Here is a 24,544-nt window from a genome sequence, read left to right as displayed (position 1 = left end):
GCGAAAGGCCGCCGTCCCCGCGGATTTGGGCGGGAGCGGCGGCCTTATCGCAGGCGAGCGGTGCCTCAGGCCTCGAGGACCACCGGGATGATCATGGGCTTGCGGCGGAGCTTCCGGCTCACCCACGTGCCGATCACCCGGCGGACCACCTGCTGGAGCTGGTGCGCCGTGTGGTCCGGCCGGGCGAGGATGGCCTCCTCGAGCGCCTCGTTGACCTTCGGGACGATGTCATCGAACACCGAGTCGTCCTCGGCGACGCCGCGCGCGTGGATCTCGGGGCCCGACACCACCTTGCCCGTGGAGCGGTTCACCACCGTGATCACGGAGATGAAGCCCTCCTCGCCGAGGATCCGGCGGTCCTTGAGGTCGACGTCGGTGATCTCGCCGACGCTGCTGCCGTCGACGTAGACGAAGCCGACCTCGACCTGCCCGACGATCTTCGCGACGCCGTCCGCGAGGTCTACGACCGTGCCGTTGTCCGCGAGGATGACGCTCTCCGGCTCCATGCCGGTCTCGAGGGCGAGGTTGCCGTTGGCGATGAGGTGCCGGGTCTCGCCGTGCACGGGCATGGCATTGAGCGGCTCGACGATGTTGTAGCAGTAGAGAAGCTCCCCCGCGGCCGCGTGGCCGGAGACGTGGACCTTGGCCATGCCCTTGTGGACCACGGTGGCGCCGAGCTTGAGCAGGCCGTTGACGACGCGGAACACGGCATTCTCGTTGCCCGGGATGAGCGAGGAGGCCAGGATGACCATGTCGCCCTGGCCCACCTGCACGCGGTGGTCGCCGCTTGCCATGCGCGACAGGGCCGCCATCGGCTCGCCCTGCGATCCCGTGGACATGAGCACGAGGCGGTGGTCCGGGATCTCATCGATCTGCTTGATGTCCACGAGGATCCCCGGCGGGACGTCGAGGTAGCCGAGCTTGGCCGCGATGCCCATGTTGCGCACCATCGACCGGCCCACGAAGGCGACCTTGCGGCCGTGGTGATGCGCGGCGTCGAGCACCTGCTGGACGCGGTGGACGTGCGAGGAGAAGCTCGCGACGATGATCCGCTTGCGGGCCTGGCCGAAGAAGCGGTCCAGCGTCGGCCCGATCTCCTTCTCCGCCGTCGTGAAGCCCGGGACGTCGGCGTTCGTCGAGTCCGCCATGAACAGGTCCACGCCCTCCTCGCCGAGGCGGGCGAAGTGGCGCAGGTCCGTGATGCGGCCGTCGAGCGGGAGTTGGTCCATCTTGAAGTCGCCTGTGTGCAGCACCGTGCCGCCCGCGGTGCGGATGAACACGGCGAGGGCGTCCGGGATGGAGTGGTTCACGGCGATGAACTCGGTCTGGAACGGGCCGAAGTCGAGCACCTGCCCCTCCTCGACCACGCGCAGCACGGGAGTGATGCGGTGCTCGGCGAGCTTCGCTTCGACGAAGGCCAGCGTGAGCTGGGAGCCCACGAGGGGGATGTCCCGGCGGCGCCGGAGGAGGTACGGGACGCCGCCGATGTGGTCTTCGTGCCCGTGGGTGAGCACGACGGCGAGGATGTCGTCCAGCCGGTCCTCGATGTAGGAGAAGTCGGGGAGGATGAGGTCGACGCCGGGCTGCGTCTCCTCCGGGAACAGGACGCCGCAGTCGACCACCAGGAGCTTGCCCCCGATCTCGAAGACGGCCATATTCCGCCCGACCTCACCGAGCCCGCCGAGCGGGACGATCCGCAGGCTGCCCGAAGGGAGCGGCGGCGGGGTGGTGAGGACGGACAGGGCTCGTTGGGTCATGCTGGTGCTGCTCCTAGGCGCCGAAGTCCATTCCGGCTTCGGCCAGATCGTTGCGGATGAGGGAAAGCTCCGCCTCGCCCGGTTCCACGAGGGGAAGGCGGACCACGGAGTTGGGCAGGACACCCTGCCACTTGAGAACCTGCTTGGCTGCAACCGCGCCCTGGACCCGGGTCATGACGCCGCGGATCACCGGATCGAGCTCGAAGTGGACCCTGCGGGCCGTCGCGAAGTCGCCGGCCAGCGCAGCGTCGACGAGGGTGCGGAATTTGGCGGTGGCCACGTGGGCCGTGACGGACACGACGCCGAGCGCGCCCGCAGCCATCCACGGGAGGGTGAGCCCGTCGTCGCCCGAGTAGACGGCGAGGTCGGTCTTGGCGAGCACGCGCGTGACGGCCGCGAAGTCCGCCTTGGCATCCTTCAGGCCGACGATGTTGGGGTGCTCGGCGAGCCGGATGATGGTTTCGGTCGCAATGGCGATGCCCGAGCGGCCCGGAATGTCGTAGAGCATGACCGGAAGGTCGGTCGAGGACGCGACGGTCTCGAAATGCGCCTGCACTCCCGCCTGGCTCGGCTTGTTGTAGTACGGGGTGACCAGGAGCAGCCCGTCCACGCCGAGCTCCGCGGCGCGGCGGGACAGGCTCACCGAGTGGCGCGTGTCGTTCGTGCCTGTTCCGGCGATGACCTTGGCGCGCCCGCCCACCGCCTCGAGGACGGCCTTGAACATGCCGAGGTTCTCCTCGTCGGTGAGGGTCGACGTCTCCCCCGTGGTACCCGTGACCACGAGGCCATCGCAGCCGTCGTCCACGAGCTTGGCTGCCAGCTTGCCCGCCGCCTCGAAGTCGACCTCCCCGTCCTCGGTGAACGGGGTCACCATGGCGGTCAGGAGAGTGCCGAAAGTGCGCGTGAGGTCGGAGTCAGCCATGCACAGAACGTTACCGTGTGGGCAGGCGCTTTGGGCAACGCGGGTCAGTGACGGCCGCGGTACCGTTCGAGCGCGGAGCGGAACAGGACGGCCGGCACCACCTCGGAACCGGTGCCGCGGGCCGCGGCCATGCGGTGGCCGTCAGGGCCCCAGATGCCGGTCCCGCCGCACGAAGCCCCCAGGGTGCTCGTTCCTCCGGCATTCGCGAGAAGGGCAAAGAATCGGCTGTCCATGGCGCGCGCCCCGAAGTGGAGGTCGAGCCGGCGTTCCTGGCCGGCCACGTAGACGGATGACGCCGCGTAAAGGTCGGTGCCCGCGGCGGCCGCCTCGGCCGCATGTCCAGGCTGGGCGACGTCAAAGCAGACCGCGAGGGCAACCCTCCACCCATCGACGTCGACGACGGTGGGCCGGGTTCCCGGTTCGAAGAGGTCGCGCTCATCTCCGTGGAGGTGCATCTTCGGCGCGATCAGGGGGGCAGTTCCCGGTCGCAGCAGGAGCGATGCGAGGCGCGGCGTGCCGTCCGGCTCGCGGACGGCAGCCCCGACGACGGCGACGATCCCCATATCCTCGCAGGCGGCCTGGATCTCCGCGAGCTGGGTGGAGATGCTGGTGATCCAGTACCCTCCGTCGGCGAGCAGCGAGAGGTCGTAGCCGGTCAGCGACAGCTCAGGGAAGACGGCGAGCCGCGCGCCATGCCCCTCGGCGTCTTCGAGGAGGCGGACGTGCTCATCGATGTTCGCCTGGAGGCCTCCAGGAAGCGGCACGGACTGCACGGCTGCGACGGTGAGCTCGGCGGGCATAACGCCATCGTAGGGCAGGCTCCAATGCTCCTAGACACGGCCGCGGAGGCGCGCCGCCATCTCTGCGTGGGCGGCGCACGCACGGATTCCCGCCCACGCACCCAGGTCCGCGCAGGCCCGCACGTACGCCTCCAGCTCCAAGTCCGTGAGGTACCGCACCTCTGTCTCGGAGAGCCGGCGCGCGAGCTCCCCCGGCGGAGGCTCGCCGGGAAGGAGCGGGCCCCCGGCGCGCCAAGAATGCACCGAGGGGTCCCGCCCCACCGACCTCTCCACCAGCTGCCGGGAGAGGGGGCCCCCCGCCCCGGGGGACAGGAACGGGGCGGCGGCGGTTCCCTGAACGGGCGTATGGTCCCTGCTCATGGACGCCACTCTAGTCGAACATATCTTCGAATAACAAGCCCTGCGCCCGGAGACCCGGGCATCGGGCGGCCATGAGACGATCGGCCCATGGGCGGACGGTCGGAAACACCCCGTGCGGGGCGCGGCACCCGGCGGCGCGATGCTGCGGGCGCCCGTCTGGGCGGCGTCGACCTCGCGCGCGGAAGTGCACTGTTGGCCATGATGGCAACCCACATCCTTCCCACCTTTGAACGGGATGCCTCGTCCTCGGCCTGGTCGCCGACGTGGGTGGGGCTTGTATTCTCCGGTCGCGCAGCCGCCCTCTTCGCAGTCCTCGCGGGAGTCTCGCTCACGCTCGGCCGCGTCCCGGCGGTGCGCAACCGCGCGGGCCTCGCGCTGCGCGCTGCGGTGATCGCCGCCGTCGGCCTCACCCTCGGGCTCGCGGAGGTCAACGTCGCGGTGATCCTGGTCCAATACGCCCTGCTGTTCTGGTGCGCCCTGCCGGTGCTGGGACTGAGGCGGCAGGCGCTCGGACTGCTCGCTGCGGCGTGGCTCCTCGCCGCGCCCGTGGTCGCCTACCTGCTGCGCCCGGCGCTCCTGGAGTCCCCCCAGCCGCTTCGCCTGGGCCACAACCCCGCGTGGGCCGATCTGGCCGAGCCCGGGCGCCTCCTCGCAGACCTGACCGTGACCGGCTACTACCCGGCCCTGCAGTGGTTCGCTTACGTGCTCGTTGGCCTGTGGGTCGGCCGCGCCGACCTCGCGAGGACGTCGACCCAGGCATGGCTCGTGGTCGGAGGCGTCGTGACGGCCGTGACCGCCAAGGCGTGCGCGTGGGCGTTCCTCACACCGTTGGGCGGCTTGAACGTGCTCCTGGCCACCGATCAGGCCCGGGTTTGGCCGCTGCGGGCGATGCTCGAGGCGAACCTCACCGGCGTGGACCAGACCGGAACGTGGTGGTGGCTCACGACGGCATCCCCACACTCGGGCACAACCCTGGACCTCCTGCATACCTCGGGGACCTCCGCGGCGGTGATCGGCGGGTTCCTCCTCCTTGCGCGCGTCGGCCCGCTCATGCGCACCGGCCTGCTCGCGCCTCTCGCAGGCGCGGGCACGATGACCCTCACCCTCTATACAGCCCATGTGTGGGCGCTCTCTCTGCCCGTAGCCGACCTCGCCCACGTGACCCGCGAGACCCTGCTCGCCCTGCATGTGACGGTGGCCCTCGCCGTGGGCCTGTTCGTGAACGCGAACGGCTGGCGCGGCCCCCTCGAGTGGGTGGCCCACGGAGCGTCCCGTCTGGGCCTCCTCGCGTCGGGCGCCCCGCCGCGGACGCTGCGGCGCTAGCGTCCGCGGTGCAGCGCGGCTGCGCGGCGCATCGCGGCGCGTGCCTGCTTGCGGTCGCCGGAGGCGTCGTAGGCGAGGCCGAGCCGGTACCAGGACCGCCAGTCCTCCGGCGCTGCCTCGGCCTCGCCCCGGTAACGCCCGAATTCCGCGTCTGCGGCTGACCTCACGATCCGGCCCCCAGCTGTGCGTGGCAGGTTGTCTTCGGGGAGGCCGCCCTCGGCGGCGAGCTCCTTGCCCATCCGCTCGAGGCGGGCACCGAAGGAGAGCTCGCGCAGGAGCGCCCACGCTCCCACGATCGGCAGCACGAGATAGGCTGCGCCGATCGCCTTCGCGACCGGCTGCGGGTCCGTCAGCAGGATGCGGGCACGGTCGAACGTGACCACGAGGTAGAACACCAGCAGCAACGTGACCAGTGCCACGCCGATCTTCACCCGGTTGGCCCTGAACCAGTCCACGGCGCTCACAGCCCGAGGTCCAGGTAGCCGTCGAGGCCGACGGTGAGCCCCGGGTGCGCCGCGACCTGGCGCAGGCCGAGCAGCACTCCGGGCATGAAGGACGCGCGGTCGAACGAGTCGTGGCGGATAGTCAGTTCCTCCCCCACGCTGCCGAGGAGGACCTCCTGGTGGGCCACGAGGCCGCGGAGGCGCACCGCGTGCACCCGGACGCCGTCGACGTCGGCGCCGCGCGCGCCGTCGAGCGTCTTCGCCGTCGCGTCCGGCGAGGGCCCGACGCCGGCGGCCGCGCGGGCCTGGGCGATGAGCTGCGCGGTGCGCACGGCCGTGCCGGAAGGAGCGTCCACCTTGTCGGGGTGGTGGAGCTCGACGATCTCGACGGACTCGAAGTACTGCGCGGCCTTCGCGGCGAAGGCTGAGGCGAGCACGGCGCCGAGTGCGAAGTTGGGAGCGATGAGCACGCCGGTACCGGGGTACTCGGAGAGCAGGGTGCCGAGGGACTCGAGCCGCCCGTCGGTCCACCCCGTGGTGCCCACGACGGCGTGCATTCCGTGCTCGACGGCGAAACGCACGTTCTCCTCGGTGGCGTCGGGGACGGTGAGGTCGACGACGTGGGTGGCGCCGGACTCGACGAGCGATTCGAGCGAGTCGCCGCGGCCGAGCGCTGCGACGACCTCCATGTCCTCCGCTGCATTGACTGCCCTGACGGCCTCGGAACCCATGCGCCCATTCGCGCCCAGCACTGCCACGGGAAGTCGTTCTGCCATGGCCTCAAGCCTAGCCCAGCGCGGCCGGCGCCCCCTTCGGGGTCAGCCGAGTGCGGCCACCCACTCGCTCCCGCCGTCGTCGAAGAACTGCTCCTTCCAGATCGGCACCTGGTCCTTGACGGTGTCCACGAGGTCCGAGCAGAGCCGGAACGCCTCCCCGCGGTGGGCTGCCGATACGGCGCAGACGAAGGCGGCGTCCCCCACTGCCAGCTCCCCGACGCGGTGGGCGATCCACACCCGCATCGCCCGCTCGGAGGCGGGGTGCACGGCGGCGTGCTCATGGATCACCTGGTCCACGACCTCGCGCAGCACTGCCTCCGCGGTGGGGTGCGCGGTGTACGAGAGGCGGGTGACGCCCCGGCCCTCGTCGTGGTCGCGGACCACGCCGGAGAAGAGCACGACGGCGCCGGCGTCCGCCGCGTCGACGGCGGCCCGCGCCGCGGTCTCCTCGAGCGGCTCAAGGGTCACTGCGGCGTGGACCACGTGGACCCGGCGATCACTCGTGGACATGGTTCTCCTTGCCGTGGTCGTGGCCGGCCTTTCCGGCAGCCTGGTCACAGAGGTGCTCGATGATCGGGTCGAGGACCGCGAGGCCGTCCATGACGCCGGACGGCGACCCCGGCAGGTTGACGACGAACGAGGTGCCCGCGAGTCCGGCGTGCCCCCGGGACAGTGCCGCGAGGGGCGTCTTCGCCAGGCCGGCCGCGCGGATGGCCTCCATGATGCCGGGGACCTCGCGGTCCAGGAGCGGCCGTGTCTCCTCAGGGGTGCGGTCGTCCGGGCTCAGCCCCGTCCCCCCGCTCGTGATGACTGCGGCGGGAGAGAGGGACAGCAGGGCCCGGAGGGCGGCGCCGACGCTGGGACCGTCGGGGACGACCGCGGTGGGGATGACCTCGAAGCCGTGCTCGGAGAGCCAGTCCGCGATGACCGGGCCCGTCCGGTCCTCGTACGCGCCCGTCGCCGCCCGGGTCGAGGCGATGAGGATGCCCGCGCGCCTCACGAGGCATCCCCGCGGGGGGTCCCGCCGGCGTCGCCGCCGCTGGCGCCCGGCAATGACCAGTCCCCGCTCTTGCCACCGGACTTGGCCAGGACCTTCAGCTCGGAGATGACGGCGTGCTTGTCGACGGCCTTGACCATGTCGTAGACGCCCAGCGCCGCGACGGAAGCCGAGGTCAGTGCCTCCATCTCCACCCCCGTCACGCCCCGCGTCTTGACGGTCGCGTAGACGGTGACGCTCGTCGGGCCCAGCTCGAAGTCCACCGTGACCTTGGCGATCGGCAGCGGATGGCAGAGCGGGATGAGCTCGGGGGTCTTCTTCGCGGCCATGATCCCGGCCACGCGCGCCACGGCGAGGGCATCGCCCTTGGGCAGGCCGCCCTCCGCGAGCAGCGCGATCACCTCGCGCGTGGTGGTGAGGACCGCCTGAGCGGTCGCCTCGCGCGTGGTCTCCTGCTTGCTGCTCACATCGACCATGTGGGCGCTGCCGTCGGCCCGCACGTGGGTGAGCTTGGGGGTCTCGTTCACGTCAGCCATACTTCCACCTCGGCACCGGCACTGAGCTCCGTGACGTGCTCCGGCACCATGACGAGCGCGTCCGATGAGGCGAGTGCGCCGAGCAGGTGGGAGCCCGGGCCCCCCACGAGCTGCACGGCCCCGTCGCGGCGGAGGCGCCCCCGGCGGATCTGGAGCTTCCCAGCCGGGGAGACGAGGGGCTCGCCCAGCCGGGAGCTCAGCACACGCCGGGGCCTGGGCGCGCCGAGAAGCTCGGAGAGCACTGGGCGCAGCAGGACCTCCCAGGAGATCCAGCAGCTCACGGGGTTGCCCGGGAAAGCGATGACCGGGACGCCCCGGAAGGCGCCGAGCCCCTGCGGACCGCCGGGCTGCATCGCGAGGTGCGAGAACTCGACGTCGCCGCCGGCCAGAGCCAGCTTGGTCGCCTCGAAGGCGCCCTGGGACACACCGCCCGTGGTGACGATCAGGTCCGGCCCCTCGTCGGCGCTGGGCCGGGCGAGGCACTCGAGGGCGAGCAGCAGCTCGGCGGGGTCATCCGTCCGGACGGCCAGATGCTCCACCGCGAGCCCGGCCTCCCTCAGCGCGGCCGCAAGGAGGGGACCGTTGGCGTCGTGGATCTGGCCCGGGGCGAGGGCGTCGCCGGGAGCCGCGAGTTCCGCGCCCGTACTGACGACGGCGGCGCGCAGGGGCGGCCGCACGGGCAGATCCCCGAATCCGAGGGCCGCGGCCAGCCCGAGCTGGGCCGGCCCCAAGGGTGTCCCGGCCAGGAGCACGACGGCGCCCGCCTCCACGTCGCTGCCGGCTCGCCGCACGAAGGTGCCCGCCTCCGCCCGCGGGAGCAGCACCGTCTCCCCCGCCGCCGGGTAGGCGGAGGGAACGGCCTGTTCGACCGGCACCACGGCGTCCGCGCCGTCCGGCATCACGGCCCCCGTCATGATCGGTGCGGCCCTGCCGGGGACGAGGCATTCGGGCACGGCCCCGGCCGGGATCGCCTCCGCCACCGTGAACTCCCGCCGGCCCGGGGCGTGTGGCCCGTCAGAGCCGTCGCCGTGGAAGTCCGCCGCACGCACGGCGAATCCGTCCATCTGGGAGTTGTCGAAGGGCGGCAGGCTCACGGGTGCCACGAGGTCCTCGCCCAGGGCGGCACCGAGCGCTTCGCCCAGAGGGACACGCTGGACGGGACGCGCGGCCAGGGGCTCGAGCAGGCGGGCGATCCTGGCGCGGTGATCAGCGACGCTGGGGTGCCCGCTGACGCGCCCGCTGACGTGCCCGAGGGCCGAACCGACCTCAGACGCGCCGGCGAGCCGCTGCGATGTCGCGTTCCGATGCTGTGCGGTCATGCGGCCTCCACGTCGATGATGTCGTATCCCGTGGCCCCGTCCGGGGCGGGGGGCGCCTGGGCCGCGGTCTGCACCTGCCCGTCGCCGTCGGTCGCCCGGACCGCGATCCGGTGGCGTCCCGGCGAAAGCCGGACCGAGGCGGCCCACTGGTACCAAGTATCCCGAGAGATCCCGGTGCCGAGCCGCGCGGGCTGCCACGCGCCGTCGTCCACCCTGACCTCCACGGCCGAGATGCCGCGGTGCTGCGCCCACGCGACGCCGGCCACGGTGACTTCTCCCGCCGTGACCCCGCTCCCACGCCGGGGCACGTCGATGCGGGACGCAGTCTTGATCGGTCCCTTCTCGCTCCAGCCCCGCGTGCTCCAGTAGGCGGTGTCCGCGGCAAAGGTCGTGACCTTGAGCTCGGTGACCCACTTGGTTGCGGAGACATAGCCGTACAGCCCCGGCACCACGAGGCGCACGGGGAATCCATGCTCGGGGGGAAGCGGCTCGCCGTTCATCGCCACGGCCAGCAGCGCGTCCCGGCCCGGATCGGTGAGCGCTGTCAGCGGCGTGCCGGCAGTGAATCCGTCCACACTGCGCGAGAGGACCATGTCCGCACCCGGCCGCGGCCTGGCCGCCGCGAGCAGCTCGCGGACGGGCCAGCCGAGCCAGCGCGCGTTGCCCGCGAGGTTCCCGCCGACCTCGTTCGAGACGCAGGTCAGCGTCACGTACCGCTCCACGAGCGGCTTGCCGAGCAGCTCTGACCACGTGAGAGTCACGGGCTCCTCCACGAGGCCCGTGACCCTCAGCTGCCACGTGGCCGGATCCACCGACGGCACGACGAACGCGGTGTCGATGCGGTAGAAGTCGGCAGCGGGAGTCACGAGCGCGGAGACGCCCGCGACGCCGACCTGGGCACTCTCCGGGATCGGCGGCGCGGGGTCGGCGGGCGTCGGCAGCCTGAGGGCGTCCCGGGCCGAGGCCGCCGCAACCGCGGCTCCCCGCAGGACGGCGGTCACGACGCCTCCCAGCACGACGGCCGCCCCCGTACCCGCGAGCGCCCGGAGGAATCCCCGCCGGGGGAATCCTCCGGGGGATGAACCGACGTGGCCCAGGGGCTCGCGCCGGAGCCTGTTCACAAGCCAGCGGAGGAGTGCCATCGCGACGATGCCGGCGGCGAGAGCGCATAGCCACGCCCCGGGCCCGGCGAGCGAGCGCGTCACGACAGCCCCGAGGCCCACCAGCCCGATCGCCCCGGCCAGGCCTACCCCGACGCCCGGCCTCCGCAGCTCGAGCACGCCAGCGGCCGCACCGAGGACCGCCAGCGCGAGGCCGATCACGGTGACGAGGAAGGCCTTGTCGCCCGTGCCGAAGGTCTGGATCGCCCAGTCCTTCGCGGCGGGCGGCGTGGCGTCCACGACGGCTCCGGCCACGGCCGAGACCGGGCTCAGCGAGGGGCTGAGGAGGGCCGCGCCCACCTCGCCCGTCAGGACGCCCGCGGCCGCCGAGAGCACCCCGGCGAGTGCCGCGAACCCCGTGCGCCTCCGGCTCGCGGCGCGTACTGCGGGCGCGGGGCTGGCTGCAGTGCGGGGGCTCATGCCTCCAGCGTAAATCGGCGGCGGCGCGCGGGACCCGGCGACGGCGCGCCGCGATGTGGACTTCTGGGCGGGGTGCTTCCCGCGGGCGCGCGACCGCGGAGTGAGCGCGACCGCGGAGCGAGACCGGCCGCGTGACCGCGCAGTGAGACGTCCGCCCGCCGTCTGCGGCGCTGGCGTACCGTAGACGCATGACTGTTGAGCTCGGGATGCCGCAACGGCGGACCACGGACCCCTTGGGCCGGGATCCGCGCGCTGCCGACCGTCCCGCCGGGCTCGCCGGACTCGTGGACCGGTACGGCCGCGTGGCCACAGACATGCGGCTGTCCCTGACGGACAAGTGCAACCTGCGGTGCTCCTACTGCATGCCGGCCGACGGGCTGCCCTGGCTCGCCAAGGACGCCGTGCTCTCCGCGGAGGAGATCGTGCGGATTGTGGGGATCGGCGTGCATCGCCTCGGCGTGCGCGAGCTCCGGCTCACGGGCGGCGAGCCCCTCGTCCGCGCCGATCTGGTCGAGATCATCGCGGCGCTGCGCGCGGCCCATCCTCACCTGCCGATCGCCCTGACCACCAATGCCGTGGGCCTGGATGCGAAGGCGGCCGCGCTCAGCGGCGCCGGCCTGACCCGCATCAACATCTCGCTCGACACGCTGCACCCCGAGACCTTCGCGAAGCTCGCACGCCGCCCGTTCCTCGACCGCGTGCTCGCCGGCATCGAGGCTGCCGACGCCGCGGGCCTCGGTCCGATCAAGGTCAACTCGGTGCTCATGCGCGGCATCAACGACGCCGACGCGCCGGCCCTGCTGGCCTGGTGCCTCGAGCGCGGCTATGAGCTGCGGTTCATCGAGCAGATGCCCCTCGACGCGGACCACGGGTGGACACGGCAGGGCATGGTCACCGCCGCCGAGGTCCGCGCGATCCTCTCCGAGCGCTTCCGCCTCGCCCCGGACCCCCGGGCCCGCGACGGAGCCCCCGCCGAGCGCTTCGAGGTGCGCCGGAAGGATGACGACGCCGCCCTGGGCACCGTGGGCATCATCGCCTCGGTGACGGAGCCGTTCTGCTCCGACTGCAAGCGCACACGGATCACAGCCGAGGGCAAGGTCATGAGCTGCCTCTTCTCCCACGAGGAAGTGGACCTGCGCGCCCTCCTGCGCTCCGGTGCCTCCGACGAGGACGTCGCACAGCGTTGGCAGGAGGCCATGTGGCTCAAGCCGCGGGCCCACGGCATGGACCATACCGGCCTCGGCGCCGACGGCTTCACCCAGCCCGACCGCTCGATGTCCGCCATCGGCGGCTGAGACCCAAGGAGCACCCCGTGCAGATCACCCTGCGGTACTACGCCGCGGCCCAGGCGGCCGCCGGCGTCGACGCAGAGCACCTCGAGGTGCCCGACGGCGCTACCCTCGCCGATGCGCTCGAGGCGGTGCGCGCCGTCGTCCGCCGGCCGCGCGACGGAGCGCCGCAGCTCGCCGACGTGCTGCGGCGGTGCTCCTTCCTGGTGAACGAGGTGGCGGCGAAGGACCCGGCCCGGCCGCTCGCCGCCGGGGACCAGGTCGATGTGCTCCCGCCCTTCGCGGGGGGCTGACCGCCCCCGGCCGCAGATCCGTCCCAGGGATGACGACACTCCCGTACGGGAGGCGTAGCGTGGGATCAAGGCCGTTCCGGGAGGTTGCCATGAAGGAGACGCAGGCGGACGTCCGGCAGGAGCGCGCGACGCCGCGCCGGTGGACGCGCTGGATCCCCGCCGCTGCGGTCCCCGCCGTCGTAGCGGTCGGAGTGCTGGCCTCGGGTGCGACCGCCGGCTCGCCTCCCCCGCCCTCGACCCCGCAGCAGGTCCTCGCCCTCGTGGCGGCGCACACGGCACGGTCGTTCTCCGGGACCATGGAGGAGCACACGGACCTTGGCCTGCCATCGATTCCGGGTCAGGCCCTCAGCGCCGCCAAGGGGAGCTCGAGCCTGGGCTCCGAGGCGGCCCTGCTGGACCTGCTGACCGCCTCGCACACGGCCAACGTGTACGCCGACGGCCCCACCCGCCAGCGTGTTCAGGTCATCGACCAGCTCGCCGAGCGGGACGCGATCCGCAACGGGACCGATGCGTGGACCTACGACTCCTCGACGCACAAGGTGACGCACGCACAGCTGCCCGCCGGGACGGCCGCGTCAGCGCCGACGCCCGCGGCCCTCTCGCCGGACCAGCTCGCGCAACGGCTCCTGGCCGCAGCCGGGCCGAACACCGACGTGTCCCTCGGGAGCCCGACCACCGTGGCCGGCCACGGCGCCTACACCCTCGTCCTGACACCGAAGGCCTCCGGCACGCTCGTGGCGCGGGTGACGATCGCGGTCGAGTCCCAGACGGGCCTGCCGCTTGCCGTGGACGTCTTCGCCAAGGGCCAGTCCGAACCTGCCGTGCACGCGGCCTTCACGAAGCTCGCCCTCAGGGCCCCTGACCCGTCGGTGTTCGCGTTCACGCCGCCAGCAGGGGCCACCGTCACGGAGAAGGGGGCGCCGTCCGCCCCGGCGGGAACGGATCACGCGAGAACCGACAAGGCGCCGGCTTCGAAGGCCGCCACCGCGCCTCGGGGGTGGGACGCGGTCGTCACCGTCCCGGCAGCGAAGGTTCCGGCGGGATTCGCGGACCAGCCGCTCGTGAAGCAGCTGGCCACGCCCGTGGCGGGAGGCTCCGTCATCTCGTCCTCGCTGTTCACGGTCTTCCTCGCCGCGGACGGGCGCGTGCTCGCCGGCGCCGTACCGGCCTCCACGCTCGAGGCAGCGGCGGCGGCGCCGGCCACCACAGGAGCCAAGTGAGCGACCGCCCCGCGATCGTCACCGATGACCTCACCAAGCGCTTCGGCGCCCACACCGCGGTCGACCACCTGAGCCTGACCGTACCCCAAGGCTCCGTCTACGGGTTCCTCGGGCCGAACGGGTCCGGGAAGACCACGACGATCCGCATGCTGCTCGGCCTTGTCGCGCCGAGCGCCGGGCGGGCCGAGGTGCTCGGGCGTGTGATGCCGCGCGGCGCCCGCGAGGTGCTGCCGCGGGTCGGAGCACTCGTCGAGGGTCCCGCGTTCTATCCATTCCTCACCGGTGCGGCGAACCTCGCACGGCTCGACACAGCGGACCCGCTCGCGCCCTCGCGCACGCGGCGCGCCCGGGTGGGGGAAGCGCTCGAGCGGGTCGGCCTGGCCCACGCGGCCGCCAAGAAGGTCCACGCCTATTCGCTGGGCATGAAGCAGCGGCTCGGCCTGGCCGCAGCGCTCCTGGCGCCGCGGACCCTCCTGATGCTCGACGAACCCACCAACGGGCTGGACCCGCAGGGCACGCGCGAGGTGCGGGCGCTCATCCGCTCCCTCGCCGAAGACGGCACCACGGTCTTCGTCTCGAGCCACCTCCTCGCCGAGGTCGAGCAGGTGTGCACGCACGCCGCGGTGCTCCGCACAGGACGCCTCGTGGCCCAAGGGACGCTCGACTCCCTGCGGGGCGCCTCACGACCGCGCCTGACGGTACGGACCCCTGACGCGGCCGCGGCAGCGCGCGTGCTGCGGGGCCTGAGCTTCGACCTCGAGCCGGCCGGGCCGGAGACCGTGGTCGCTGCCGCCCGTGAAGCGCCGGGCGCGGAAGCGGCAGCGCACGACGGCGCGCGGCCCCCGGCGGCGGAGGATGTTGTCGCCGCGCTCGTCGCGGCCGGGGTGCGGGTGCGTGGCTTCACCGCAGAAGCGGCCACCTTGGAGGAACGGTTCGTGGAACTCACGGGAGAGGGATTCGATGTCGCAGGCTGAGACGCCCTCCCCCACAGCGGCCGGGCACACGCTGCGGCTCCTCGGCTCCGAACTGCGCGTCCTGTTCCGGCGCTGGCGGACGTGGGCCATGCTCGCCGCCCTCGCCGCCGTCCCAGTCGTGATCGGCCTGGCCGTGCGGTTCGCTCCCGGCCGCCCGCCCAGTGGACGCGGCCCGGCATTCCTGGACCAGATCACGGACAACGGCCTGTTCGCGGGTGTCGTCGGGCTCGTGGTGTGCACGCCCCTGTTCCTGCCGCTCACCGTGAGCGTCGTGTCGGGAGACGCCATCGCGGGCGAGGCCAACCTCGGCACCCTGAGGTACCTGCTCGCCGCGCCTGTCGGCCGGGTGCGCCTCCTCGCGGTGAAGTACCTCAGCTCCGCGGTGTTCTGCGCCGCGGCCGCGCTCGCCGTCGTGCTCGGAGGGGCAGCGGTGGGGGTGGTGCTGTTCCCGCTCGGGAAGGCGACGCTGCTCTCGGGCACCCAGATCGGGGCGGGAGACTCCTTCGGGAGGCTGCTGCTCATGGGCGCCTACGTGACGGTCTCGCTCCTGGGGCTCGCGGCCATCGGGCTGTTCGCCTCCACCCTCACGTCGGTTCCCGTGGGCGCCATGGCCGGTGCGGCGGTGCTTGCGGTGGCCTCGCAGATCCTCGGCGCGCTCGACCAGCTCGACTGGCTGCACCCATGGCTCTTCACCGACCGCTGGCTCGGGCTGGCCGACCTCCTGCGCGACCCGATCTCGTGGGACTCATTCGGGCAGAACGTGTGGCTCCAGCTCGGGTACATCGCCCTCTTCGGGGCCCTCGCGTACGGCCGGTTCACCACGAAGGACATCCTGGCCTGACCCTGGGGCGAAGGGAAATGACCTCTCATCAGTGAAGTGACCCCCCAACCGCAGATGGGTTGAGGGGTCACGTCACCTTTGAGGGGTCACTTCTCAAGGGGAGCGGGCAGATCAGAGCGCGAGGCCGAACGTCTCGGTCTGCTCGAAGGGGCCTACCACGGTCGTGGTGCGCGGGGCGGTCGCGAGGACCCTCGCGAGCTCCTGGACCTCCTCGGCCGTGACGGCCGCAATCTGCGCGAGGGTCTCCTCGATGTCCTGGAACTCGCCGGAGACGAGCTCGGCCCTGCCGAGGCGGGACATCCGCGAGCCCGTGTCCTCCAGCGCGAGGACAATGCCGCCCCTGAGCTGGCCCACGGCCTTGCGCAGCTCCTCGTCCGAGATGCCGTGCTCGGCCAGCTTCTCGAGTTCGGCGGCCATGAGGGCAATCACCTGGGGAACCTTCGCCGGGGCGCAGCCGCCGTAGATCCCGAAGTAGCCGGCGTCCGCATACGCCGAGGCGAACGAGTATGTCGAGTACACGAGTCCGCGCTTCTCGCGGATCTCCTGGAACAGGCGGGAGGACATCCCGCCGCCCAGCACGGCGTTGAGCACGCTCATCACATAGCGCCGGGAGTCGGTCGCGATGATGGACGGGCAGCCCATGATCACGTTGGCCTGCTCGACCTGCCTCTTCACCACGGTCAGGCCGGGGCGGCCCGTGATGGAGGCGGGCGCCGTCGTGCGCCTCGCCACAGGCGCGGCGCCTTCGGCCAGCTCCCACCCCGCACCGCGGAGCGCGTCGAGGACGAGCGAGCACACGGTCTCGTGGTCGAGGCCGCCCGCGGCAGTCACCACGAGTTCCTCGGGCCGGTAGTAGCGGCGGTAGTGCGCGAGGACAGAGTCCCGCGGGACCGCCTTGATCGCCTCCGGCGTGCCGCCGATCGGGCGGCCCAGCGGGTGCTGGCCCAGGACGGCCGCGACGAAGTGCTCGTGCGCCACGTCCGTGGGGTCGTCGCCGTCCATGGCGATCTCCTCGAGGATGACGTCGCGCTCCTGCTCGAGCTCGTCCGCGTCCAGGACCGCGGACGTGATCATGTCCGCGATGACATCGATCGCCATCGGCAGGTCGGTGTCGAGAACCCGGGCGTAGTAGCACGTGCTCTCCTTGGCGGTCGCGGCGTTCGACTCGCCGCCCACCTCGTCGAACGCCGACGCGATCTCCAGGGCCGTGCGACGCTCGGTGCCCTTGAACAGCAGGTGCTCGAGGAAGTGGGTGGACCCGTGCTGGCCGTCGGCCTCGTCACGGGAGCCAACCCCGACCCAGAAGCCGATCGACGCCGACCGCTGGCCGGGCATCGCCTCCGTGAGGACGCGGACGCCCCCGGGGAGGACGGAACGGCGCACGACGGCGCCGCCCTCCTTCCCGAAGATCGTGGTCGACGCGGGGGCGCCGTCCACGAGCTGGCCAGCGGTCAGCGGCAGTTCGACTGTTGCCATGCGGCTACGCGTCGGCCGGTTCGGCCGCCGGAGCCTCGGCGTCCTGGGGCTTCTCGTCCACGACCGGCGCGAGGGAGAGCTTGCCGCGGTCGTCGATCTTGGTGATCTCGACCTGGACCTTCTGGCCCACGGCGACAACGTCCTCGACGTTGTCCACGCGCTTGCCGCCGGCGAGCTTGCGCAGCTCGGAGATGTGCAGCAGGCCGTCCTTGCCCGGGGTGAGCGAGACGAACGCGCCGAACGTCGTGAGCTTGACGACCGTGCCGAGGTAGCGCTCGCCGACCTCGGGCAGCTGCGGGTTGGCGATCGCGTTCACCGCGGCACGCGCCGCCTCCGCCGAGGAGCCGTCGGTCGCGCCGATGAGCACGGTGCCGTCGTCCTCGATGGAGATGTCTGCGCCCGTGTCCTCCTGGATCTGGTTGATCATCTTGCCCTTGGGGCCGATGACCTCGCCGATCTTGTCCACGGGGATCTTGATCGCAATGATGCGCGGCGCGAACTCGGAGAGCTCATCCGGGCGGTCGATCGCTGCGTTGATCACGGACAGAATGTGCAGGCGGGCCTCGCGGGCCTGCTTGAGCGCTGCGGCGAGCACCGAGGCCGGGATGCCGTCGAGCTTCGTGTCGAGCTGGATCGCGGTGACGAACTCGGACGTGCCGGCCACCTTGAAGTCCATGTCGCCGAATGCGTCCTCGGCACCCAGGATGTCCGTGAGGGCGGCGTAGCGGGTCTGGCCGTCCACCTGGTCGGAGACGAGGCCCATGGCGATGCCCGCGACCGGGGCCTTGAGGGGCACGCCGGCGTTGAGCAGCGACAGGGTCGAGGCGCACACGGAGCCCATCGACGTCGAGCCGTTGGAACCCAGGGCCTCGGAGACCTGGCGGATCGCGTAGGGGAACTCCTCGCGCGACGGCAGCACCGGCACGAGGGCGCGCTCGGCGAGGGCGCCGTGGCCGATCTCGCGACGCTTCGGGGAGCCGACGCGGCCGGTCTCGCCCGTGGAGTAGGGCGGGAAGTTGTAGTTGTGCATGTACCGCTTGTGCGTGACCGGCGAGAGCGAGTCGATCTGCTGCTCCATCTTGAGCATGTTCAGCGTCGTCACGCCCAGAATCTGGGTCTCGCCGCGCTCGAAGATCGCGGAGCCGTGGACGCGCGGCAGCACCTCGACCTCCGCGGTGAGCTGGCGGATGTCGGTGAGGCCGCGGCCATCGATGCGGACCTGGTCCTTGAGGATGCGCTGGCGCACGACCTTCTTGGTGACCGAGCGGAACGCTGCGGACAGCTCCTTCTCGCGTCCCTCGAACTGCCCGGCGAGCTGCTCGAGCACCTCGGCCTTGAGCGCGTCGGAGGCGGCCTCGCGCTCCTGCTTGTCGGCGATCTGGAAGACCTCGGCGAGCTTCGCGGCGGCAGCCGCCTCGACGGCGTCGTACGCGTCCGCCTCGTAGTCGAGGAAGACCGGGAACTCGCTCGTGGGCTTCGCAGCACGGTTCGCGAGGTCCTGCTGGGCCTCGCACAGGGCGCGGATGAACGGCTTCGCGGCCTCGAGGCCCTCTGCGACGACCTCCTCGGTCGGGGCGGTGGCACCCTCGTCCTTGATCAGGCCCCACGCGTGGTCGGTCGCCTCGGCCTCGACCATCATGATGGCGATGTCGTCGGCCTCGTCGGAGCCAGCACCGCCGGAGACGATCCGCCCGGCGACGACCATCGAGAACGTCGCCTTGGCGAGCTGCGAGTGCTTCGGGAACGCGACCCACTGGGCGCCGTTCTCGTCGTGGACGAGGGCAACGCGCACGCCACCGATCGGGCCCGAGAACGGCAGGCCGCCGAGCTGGGTCGACATCGAGGCGGCGTTGATCGCGACGGCGTCGTAGAGCTCGTCGGGGTTGACGGCGAGGACGGTCACGACCACCTGGACCTCGTTGCGGAGGCCCTTGACGAAGGCCGGGCGCAGCGGGCGGTCCATGAGGCGGCACGCAAGGATGGCCTCGGTCGAGGGGCGGCCCTCGCGGCGGAAGAACGAGCCGGGGATGCGGCCCGCGGCGTACATGCGCTCCTCGACGTCCACCGTGAGCGGGAAGAAGTCGAAGCCCTCGCGCGGGGACTTGCCGGCCGTCGTGGCCGAGAGGAGTGCGGTGTCATCGTCGATGTAGACCATCGCGGCGCCGGCGGCCTGCTTGGCCAGGCGGCCCGTCTCGAAGCGCACGACGCGCTGGCCGAAGCGGCCGTTGTCGATAACGGCCTCGGAGAACTGGATCTCGGGACCCTCCATGGGAGAGCACCTCCATTTCGTGAGCGTGGAGGCAACGGAACCCGGTCTTCGATCGAGGCCCTTGGCGCATCGACGCCCAAGGACGTCCTGCCCGCAAAGGCCACTACCGAGGACCGCAGGCCGCCGGTGCCTCCTGGTGGTGATTCGGTTGTGGGGCTCGGCGTGCCGTGGCCCATGGTGAGGAGCGGCCCGCCTCCCTCAGACGGAAGGTCGGGCCGCTCCCAAGACTACCGGCGCAGGCCGAGACGCTCGATGAGCGAACGGTAGCGCGCGATGTCGGTGTCGTGCAGGTAGGCGAGCATGCGCTTGCGGCGACCCACGAGCGCGAGCAGGCCGCGCTGGGTGTGGAAGTCGTGCTTGTGCTGCTTCATGTGCTCAGTCAAGTCCTTGATGCGCTTGGTGAGAACGGCGATCTGGACCTCGGGGGACCCGGTGTCGCCTTCCTTCGTGGCATATTCCTTGATGATCGCCTGCTTGACGGCGGGATCCAAAGCCATTGGAGCTCCTCGTTTCGTGCCGTGCGGCCCGCTGGACGCTGCGTCCCCGGGGAACACCGGACCCTTCCAGCACGGTCGGGACACGTGCCGGTACGGCCGGCGCGGCCCAGGCCGCCACGGACTGCAGCGAGGGCCACAGAGGATTCTATCGGTTCCCGCCGTGATGTGTCGAAACAGGGGGTCGGAGCATTCGACGCCGCACGTCCACAGCGCGACGGCGCAGCGCGACGACGGGCACGGCTCAGGCGATGGATCCGCGCCCGGCCAGCACGCGGCGGGCTTGGTCCACGTCGACCTTCATCTGCTCCACGAGGGCCTCCGGCCCCCGATAGGCCACCATGCCTCGGAGGCGGTCCACGAACTCGATGACGACCTGCTGGCCGTAGAGGTCGAAGGCCTCAGGGGCCTCGTCGGGACGGTCGATCACGTGTGCCTCGACCTGTCGCGAGACGCCCGCGAAGGTCGGGTTGGATCCGACGGAGATCGCGGCCGGCCAGCGTGTGCCGGACTCGTCGACGAGCCAGCCGGCATAGATGCCGTCGGCGGGGATGTGCCCCGCCGCGTCGTGCGCGAGGTTGGCCGTGGGGAAGCCGAGGGCCCGCCCGCGGGCGGCCCCGTGGACCACCTCTCCGTGCATCGCGTGGGGGCGTCCCAGGATCTCCGCGGCCGTGACGACGTCGCCCTTCTCGAGGGCCTCCCGGACCCAGGTCGATGAGCAGCGGCGCTGCTCGTCGTCGTCCGCGGCCACCCCTTCCGCCGGAGCGATGTGCTCGGTGAAGTCCTCGACCACCACCACCCGGAAGCCATAACGCTCGCCGAGTCCCTGCATCGTGCCGAGGTCCCCGGCATTGCCGCGGCCGAACCGGACGTCATGGCCCACCACGACGTGCGAGGCGTGGAGGGCATCGACGAAGATCCTGCGGACGAACTCCTCGGCGCTCTGCTGGGCGAACTCGAGCGTGTAGTGGAGCACGAGGACCGCGTCGAGGCCGGAGGCGGACAGCGCGGCGAGCCGGTCCTCGAGCCCCATGATGAGGTGCGGGGCGGCGTCGGGCCGGTGGACCTGAGCCGGGTGGGGATCGAACGTGACGGCGACGGCGAGACTGCCGCTCTCGCGCGCCGTCTCCTTCAGCTGCGCGAGGACCTGCTGGTGGCCGCGGTGGACCCCGTCGAAGTTGCCGATGGTGACCGCCGTGGGACCGATGTTCGCCGGAACCTCGTCCGTCCCGTGCCAGATCAAGACCATCGTCCTCGCCTCGTCGCCCTGTTGCGTGCCTGATAAGACTACCGGCTCGGCGCGGACGCACCGGCGGACGGGTCCCGTGCCGGTTCTGCCCAGGCCCCGCGCGGACCGGCAGCGCAGCCTATGCGCCTTGCTGCGGCGCCGCCGCGGCCTTCCGCGGCCTGTTGTACAGGAGCCAGGCGAGCCCGACGAACGGCAGGACGAGGGGAACGTAGCCGTAGCCGCGCCCGAACCCGCTCCAGACCGTGTCGTGGGGGAAGGCCGCGGGGTCGAGCACGCTCACCGCACCGACAGCGAGGACTCCCACGAGTTCCAGAAGCACGGCGGCCAGAGTCACATACCAGCTGGTGACGCCGCGCCGCGCCATCGCGAGGGTCGCAACGATATAGATGACGCCTGCGACGGCGCTGAGGATGTAGGCGAGCGGCGCCTGGGAGAATTGGGCCGCGATCTGGTAGACGGCCCGTGCTGTCGCGGACAGCGCGAACACGCCGTAGACGGCCACGAGGATCCGTCCGAGCCCGACGCTGCGGGTGCGCGGGGAATGCTCGGCGCGGGGTGCGTGGGTGTCAGGGCTCATGAGAAGGGGGCTCCGTTCCAGATCTGCTCCATCCGGAACAGCATCACAAAGATGGTCAGGGGGACCGCGCCGAGCACCACGTTGCTCCATCGGGTCCTGTCCGCGATGGCCCACCAGAAGGCGACGATCGGGATGATGAGGGCGGTGGCGAAGTATCCCCAGAACTCCCAGACGGCACCGCGGATGGCTTCGCCGCCGCCCTGCCGGATGCCGGCTGCCACGCCGAAGACGATGAGGAAGAGCTCGACGACGGCGACCGAGACAATGGCCGCGTCTCCGGGGTAGGTCTTGGTAGCCACCGCGGCGATGCACAGGACCAGGGACAGGGCGCACACTGCCGTCCCGACGATGAAGAAGGGATCCACGGTCAGGCTCCCTCCCCTTGGGCAGCGAAGACGAGCTCGGGCTTCGCGAGCCCGGCCACGTCCTTCACAAGGGCGACCAGCGCGCCGTCGGGGGCGAAGGCCGCGGTGAGCGCCTCCGAGCCGGTGGCGGGAATGCGCCGGCCGAACGAGAGCTCGACCGTCTCCTCGGGACTGAGCTCGCGCACGGGCAGGAGTTCGCGCGCGGCATCGGCGAGCGGGAGCACCTCGAAGTCCTCGGCCAACTGCTCGAGGGTGCGCGCCTGGTCGATCCCGTAGGGGCCCACCTGGGTCCGGCGCAGCGCGGTGAGGTGGCCTCCGACACCCAGATCGTCCCCGAGGTCCCGCGCGAGCGCCCGTACGTACGTGCCGGACGAGCAGCGCACCGTGACGTCGACGTCCTGGAGGCGGCCTGCCCGCTCCCTGCGGATCCGGTGGATCTCGAATGCGTGGATGGTGACGGGCCGGGCGTCGAGGGCCACCTCCTCGCCTGCGCGGACCCGCGCGTAGGAGCGCTCGCCCGCGACCTTGATCGCGCTGACGCTGCTGGGCACCTGCATGATGCTGCCCGTGAGCCGGGCCGCGGCCGCCCGGACCTGTTCCTCTGTGACGGCGGCGGCAATCCGTTCCTCGACGACCTCGCCTTCGGCGTCGTCGGTGACGGTGCGCTGGCCGAGCCGGATCGTCGCGGTGTAGGTCTTCTCGGTGCCGACGATGTGGGATAGGAGGCGCGTGGCCTTGTTGATGCCCACCACCAGTACCCCCGTGGCCATGGGGTCGAGGGTTCCGGCGTGGCCCACCTTGCGCGTGCCGGCGAGCCGGCGCACCTTCCCCACGACGTCGTGGCTCGTCCACCCGCGTGGCTTGTCCACGATCACCAGTCCAGAAAGCACGCCTCCCAGTATATGGAGCCGGATCAGTACTCGACGCGGCCCTCGGACTCGCTCCACGCCCGGAACGGCCTGCCCTGGCTCGCGATCTCGGTCCGCGTGACCGCCAGGAGGGATCCGGGGCCGTGTGCTTCCGGGCCGGCGTCGAGGTACGCGTAGAACGCCGCATCGTCGAACCCTGCAGCGGCGGCGGCGTACCTGTCCGCGGCGTAGTGCAGCGTCCCGATCCGCGCCCAGAGGGCCGCCGCGAGGCACAGCGGGCACGGCTCGCAGCTGGCGTAGAGTGCGGCCCCCGTCAGGTCGAAGCCGACCGCGGCAGCCGCCCGCCGTATCGCCACCACCTCCGCATGGGCAGTCGGATCGTTGTCCCGCGTGACACGGTTCTGCCCCTCGAAGGTTCGCCCGTCGGGCAGCACCAGGACGGCGCCGAACGGGCCGCCGCCGTCGGCGACGTTCGCGGTCGCAAGCTCGACGGCGCGCGCGAGGAACCGCTCGGCGTCGGCCGACGCCGTGGGCTGGGGCAGCGGGCGCGCGGGCATCTCAGGCTCGGACATCTGGGGCATGGGCCCATCCTAGGGTGGCCCGGGCGGTGCCGGCGTGGTCGAGCATGGCCATCGCGCACCGTGGGGACTAGGATCCCGGATCAGGTGGGGGGAACACCGTGGCCTCGGGGCACTCGCACACCTGAGGAGTTGAAGTGAAGAAGACACTCGCACTGCTCGCCGCCGGGCTCCTGGCGGTCGGGACGGCGAACCCTGCCGCCGCGGCGCCACCGACGTCCGGTCCGACGACGCTCGCGACCGGCCTCGTGACCCCTCTCCACGTCTCGATCGGCACGGGCAGCACCCCGATCGTTTCGGAAGAGTTCGCCGGCAGGCTCACACGGGTCGGTACGGCAGATCCCCTCCACGAGGACCCAGGCTGGGACGTCGCGGGGACAGCGACACAGGGAAGCACCACGTACGTCGTGCAGAGCCAGGGCGCCGGCCCCGAGGACACGCACCCCCTCGCCGGCTCGCTCGTCGCGATCGACAGCAAGGGGACAGCGCGGACCATCACCGAGCAGATCGGCGCGTGGGAGACCGCGCACAACCCGGACGGGGACACGCACTACGGCGCTCCGAGTGCCGCCACAGACTGCATCGCGGCACTTGAAGGAGCGGGGTTCCCGGGCTCGTATTCGGGCGAGGTCGACTCGCACCCCTACGCCATCGCGGTCCACGGCAACACGGCGTACGTCGCGGACGCCGGGGGCAACGACATCCTCGCCGTCAACCTGACCTCCGGCGCCATCCGGACACTCGCTGTCATCCCGCCACGGACGGTGGCCATCCCGGCCCTTCCGGGACTCGAGGCCTGCGCGGGAGTGCAATACTCGCTCGAGGCAGTGCCCACAGACGTGACCGTGGGCCCGGACGGCTGGCTCTACGTCTCGTCGCTGCCCGGTGGACCCGAGGACGGAAGCCTCGGAGCGAACGGCTCGGTCTACAGGGTCAACCCGACCACGGGAGCCGTCCAGGAGTGGGTGACCGGCTTGGTCTCCCCCACGGGCATTGCGTTCGACGGATCCGGAAACCTCTACGTCGCCTCGCTCTTCGGAGGTGGTGTCTTCAAGGTCGCCGCGGGCACCCACGCGGCCCAGATGTTCCTCGAGGAACCGCTGACCGCCGACGTCACCGTCAAGGGCAGCACCCTGTATGCGACGACCGACGTCTTGGGCGCCGGGAAGCTCATCTCCCTGAAGCTCTAGGCCAGTACACGGGAAACCAGCGCGGACGAGAAAGGGGCGGTGCGGCA

At 71.7% G+C, this 24,544-nt stretch carries 26 protein-coding genes; 7 read left to right on the top strand and 19 right to left on the bottom strand.

What is annotated here, in order from left to right; genetic code table 11:
* Nucleotides 1-65 precede the first annotated feature (65 nt).
* From IE231_RS14300 to IE231_RS14285, 4 genes are read right to left on the bottom strand one after another with little or no spacing between them, the layout of a single operon-like run.
* A complete protein-coding gene (locus IE231_RS14300) occupies nt 66-1,757 on the bottom strand; it encodes a ribonuclease J (protein WP_189694653.1) in 1,692 nt (563 codons plus the stop codon).
* 13 nt (nt 1,758-1,770) lie between these two features.
* The gene (dapA, locus tag IE231_RS14295; protein ID WP_189694652.1) at nt 1,771-2,679 is read right to left on the bottom strand and encodes a 4-hydroxy-tetrahydrodipicolinate synthase; all 909 of its coding nucleotides are present in this window, start codon (nt 2,677-2,679) and stop codon (nt 1,771-1,773) included.
* A gap of 44 nt (nt 2,680-2,723) precedes the next feature.
* Nucleotides 2,724-3,479, bottom strand: coding sequence for a carbon-nitrogen hydrolase family protein (locus IE231_RS14290; protein ID WP_189694651.1), 756 nt, complete (start codon nt 3,477-3,479; stop codon nt 2,724-2,726).
* Between the two features lie 30 nt (nt 3,480-3,509).
* A complete protein-coding gene (locus tag IE231_RS14285) occupies nt 3,510-3,839 on the bottom strand; it encodes a hypothetical protein (RefSeq protein WP_189694650.1) in 330 nt (109 codons plus the stop codon).
* Nucleotides 3,840-3,926: 87 nt separating this feature from the next.
* Here IE231_RS14285 and IE231_RS14280 point away from each other — a divergent pair, with 87 nt between their 5' ends.
* The gene (locus IE231_RS14280) at nt 3,927-5,162 is read left to right on the top strand and encodes a heparan-alpha-glucosaminide N-acetyltransferase domain-containing protein (protein WP_189694649.1); all 1,236 of its coding nucleotides are present in this window, start codon (nt 3,927-3,929) and stop codon (nt 5,160-5,162) included.
* On the opposite strand, the gene IE231_RS14275 is transcribed toward IE231_RS14280, so the two are convergent.
* Genes IE231_RS14275 through IE231_RS14245 form a run of 7 tightly spaced genes read right to left on the bottom strand, consistent with a single transcriptional unit; the run spans nt 5,159 to nt 10,813 of the window.
* On the bottom strand, nt 5,159-5,626 hold the full coding sequence (locus IE231_RS14275; protein ID WP_189694648.1) for a hypothetical protein: 468 nt from the start codon (nt 5,624-5,626) through the stop codon (nt 5,159-5,161). The genes IE231_RS14280 and IE231_RS14275 overlap by 4 nt on opposite strands.
* The gene (gene dapB, locus IE231_RS14270) at nt 5,623-6,381 is read right to left on the bottom strand and encodes a 4-hydroxy-tetrahydrodipicolinate reductase (RefSeq protein ID WP_189694647.1); all 759 of its coding nucleotides are present in this window, start codon (nt 6,379-6,381) and stop codon (nt 5,623-5,625) included. Before dapB ends, IE231_RS14275 begins: the two co-directional genes overlap by 4 nt.
* A 42-nt stretch (nt 6,382-6,423) precedes the next feature.
* On the bottom strand, nt 6,424-6,891 hold the full coding sequence (locus IE231_RS14265) for a molybdenum cofactor biosynthesis protein MoaE (RefSeq protein ID WP_189694646.1): 468 nt from the start codon (nt 6,889-6,891) through the stop codon (nt 6,424-6,426).
* A complete protein-coding gene (locus IE231_RS14260) occupies nt 6,878-7,381 on the bottom strand; it encodes a MogA/MoaB family molybdenum cofactor biosynthesis protein (RefSeq protein WP_229867036.1) in 504 nt (167 codons plus the stop codon). The genes IE231_RS14265 and IE231_RS14260 overlap by 14 nt, the downstream gene beginning before the upstream one ends.
* Complete coding sequence (gene moaC / locus IE231_RS14255; protein ID WP_189694645.1) at nt 7,378-7,914, bottom strand: cyclic pyranopterin monophosphate synthase MoaC; 537 nt, start codon at nt 7,912-7,914, stop codon at nt 7,378-7,380. The genes IE231_RS14260 and moaC overlap by 4 nt, the downstream gene beginning before the upstream one ends.
* Nucleotides 7,902-9,233, bottom strand: a complete 1,332-nt coding sequence (locus tag IE231_RS14250) for a molybdopterin molybdotransferase MoeA (RefSeq protein ID WP_189694644.1) — start codon at nt 9,231-9,233, stop codon at nt 7,902-7,904. The genes moaC and IE231_RS14250 overlap by 13 nt, the downstream gene beginning before the upstream one ends.
* A complete protein-coding gene (locus IE231_RS14245; protein WP_189694643.1) occupies nt 9,230-10,813 on the bottom strand; it encodes a molybdopterin-dependent oxidoreductase in 1,584 nt (527 codons plus the stop codon). The genes IE231_RS14250 and IE231_RS14245 overlap by 4 nt, the downstream gene beginning before the upstream one ends.
* 188 nt (nt 10,814-11,001) lie before the next feature.
* On the opposite strand from IE231_RS14245, the gene moaA reads away from it, so the two are divergent.
* From moaA to IE231_RS14220, 5 genes are all read left to right on the top strand, one after another.
* Nucleotides 11,002-12,108, top strand: a complete 1,107-nt coding sequence (moaA, locus tag IE231_RS14240; protein WP_189694642.1) for a GTP 3',8-cyclase MoaA — start codon at nt 11,002-11,004, stop codon at nt 12,106-12,108.
* Between the two features lie 23 nt (nt 12,109-12,131).
* Nucleotides 12,132-12,395, top strand: a complete 264-nt coding sequence (locus IE231_RS14235; protein WP_189694712.1) for a MoaD/ThiS family protein — start codon at nt 12,132-12,134, stop codon at nt 12,393-12,395.
* A gap of 89 nt (nt 12,396-12,484) precedes the next feature.
* Nucleotides 12,485-13,615, top strand: coding sequence for a LolA family protein (locus tag IE231_RS14230; protein WP_189694641.1), 1,131 nt, complete (start codon nt 12,485-12,487; stop codon nt 13,613-13,615).
* A complete protein-coding gene (locus tag IE231_RS14225; protein ID WP_189694640.1) occupies nt 13,612-14,589 on the top strand; it encodes an ABC transporter ATP-binding protein in 978 nt (325 codons plus the stop codon). The genes IE231_RS14230 and IE231_RS14225 overlap by 4 nt, the downstream gene beginning before the upstream one ends.
* Complete coding sequence (locus tag IE231_RS14220) at nt 14,576-15,430, top strand: ABC transporter permease (RefSeq protein ID WP_189694639.1); 855 nt, start codon at nt 14,576-14,578, stop codon at nt 15,428-15,430. The genes IE231_RS14225 and IE231_RS14220 overlap by 14 nt, the downstream gene beginning before the upstream one ends.
* A gap of 111 nt (nt 15,431-15,541) precedes the next feature.
* On the opposite strand, the gene IE231_RS14215 is transcribed toward IE231_RS14220, so the two are convergent.
* The 8 genes from IE231_RS14215 to IE231_RS14180 form a co-directional block, all read right to left on the bottom strand.
* Nucleotides 15,542-16,906 carry a M16 family metallopeptidase gene (locus IE231_RS14215; RefSeq protein ID WP_189694638.1) on the bottom strand — a complete coding sequence of 455 codons (1,365 nt, stop codon included), beginning with the start codon at nt 16,904-16,906 and terminating at the stop codon, nt 15,542-15,544.
* 4 nt (nt 16,907-16,910) lie between these two features.
* The gene (locus IE231_RS14210; RefSeq protein WP_189694637.1) at nt 16,911-19,175 is read right to left on the bottom strand and encodes a polyribonucleotide nucleotidyltransferase; all 2,265 of its coding nucleotides are present in this window, start codon (nt 19,173-19,175) and stop codon (nt 16,911-16,913) included.
* A 227-nt stretch (nt 19,176-19,402) separates the two neighbouring features.
* Nucleotides 19,403-19,672: a 30S ribosomal protein S15 gene (gene rpsO / locus IE231_RS14205; protein ID WP_189694636.1), complete on the bottom strand. Its 270-nt coding sequence runs from the start codon at nt 19,670-19,672 to the stop codon at nt 19,403-19,405.
* A 241-nt stretch (nt 19,673-19,913) separates the two neighbouring features.
* Nucleotides 19,914-20,918, bottom strand: coding sequence for a bifunctional riboflavin kinase/FAD synthetase (locus tag IE231_RS14200; RefSeq protein WP_189694635.1), 1,005 nt, complete (start codon nt 20,916-20,918; stop codon nt 19,914-19,916).
* Between the two features lie 118 nt (nt 20,919-21,036).
* The gene (locus tag IE231_RS14195; protein WP_189694634.1) at nt 21,037-21,495 is read right to left on the bottom strand and encodes a hypothetical protein; all 459 of its coding nucleotides are present in this window, start codon (nt 21,493-21,495) and stop codon (nt 21,037-21,039) included.
* Complete coding sequence (locus tag IE231_RS14190) at nt 21,492-21,860, bottom strand: hypothetical protein (RefSeq protein ID WP_306341571.1); 369 nt, start codon at nt 21,858-21,860, stop codon at nt 21,492-21,494. Before IE231_RS14190 ends, IE231_RS14195 begins: the two co-directional genes overlap by 4 nt.
* 2 nt (nt 21,861-21,862) lie before the next feature.
* Complete coding sequence (truB, locus tag IE231_RS14185) at nt 21,863-22,750, bottom strand: tRNA pseudouridine(55) synthase TruB (protein WP_189694633.1); 888 nt, start codon at nt 22,748-22,750, stop codon at nt 21,863-21,865.
* 23 nt (nt 22,751-22,773) lie between these two features.
* Nucleotides 22,774-23,301, bottom strand: a complete 528-nt coding sequence (locus IE231_RS14180) for a nucleoside deaminase (protein ID WP_374189462.1) — start codon at nt 23,299-23,301, stop codon at nt 22,774-22,776.
* Between the two features lie 143 nt (nt 23,302-23,444).
* On the opposite strand from IE231_RS14180, the gene IE231_RS14175 reads away from it, so the two are divergent.
* Entirely contained in the window at nt 23,445-24,497 is a 1,053-nt protein-coding gene (locus tag IE231_RS14175; protein WP_189694632.1) for a ScyD/ScyE family protein, read from the top strand.
* Nucleotides 24,498-24,544 lie beyond the last annotated feature (47 nt).

Origin of the sequence: Sinomonas cellulolyticus (assembly GCF_014656475.1) — a bacterium.
Classification (GTDB): domain Bacteria; phylum Actinomycetota; class Actinomycetes; order Actinomycetales; family Micrococcaceae; genus Sinomonas; species Sinomonas cellulolyticus.
The sequence above is the reverse complement of the archived record's forward strand: the minus strand, read 5'-3'. Positions and strand labels throughout refer to the sequence as shown.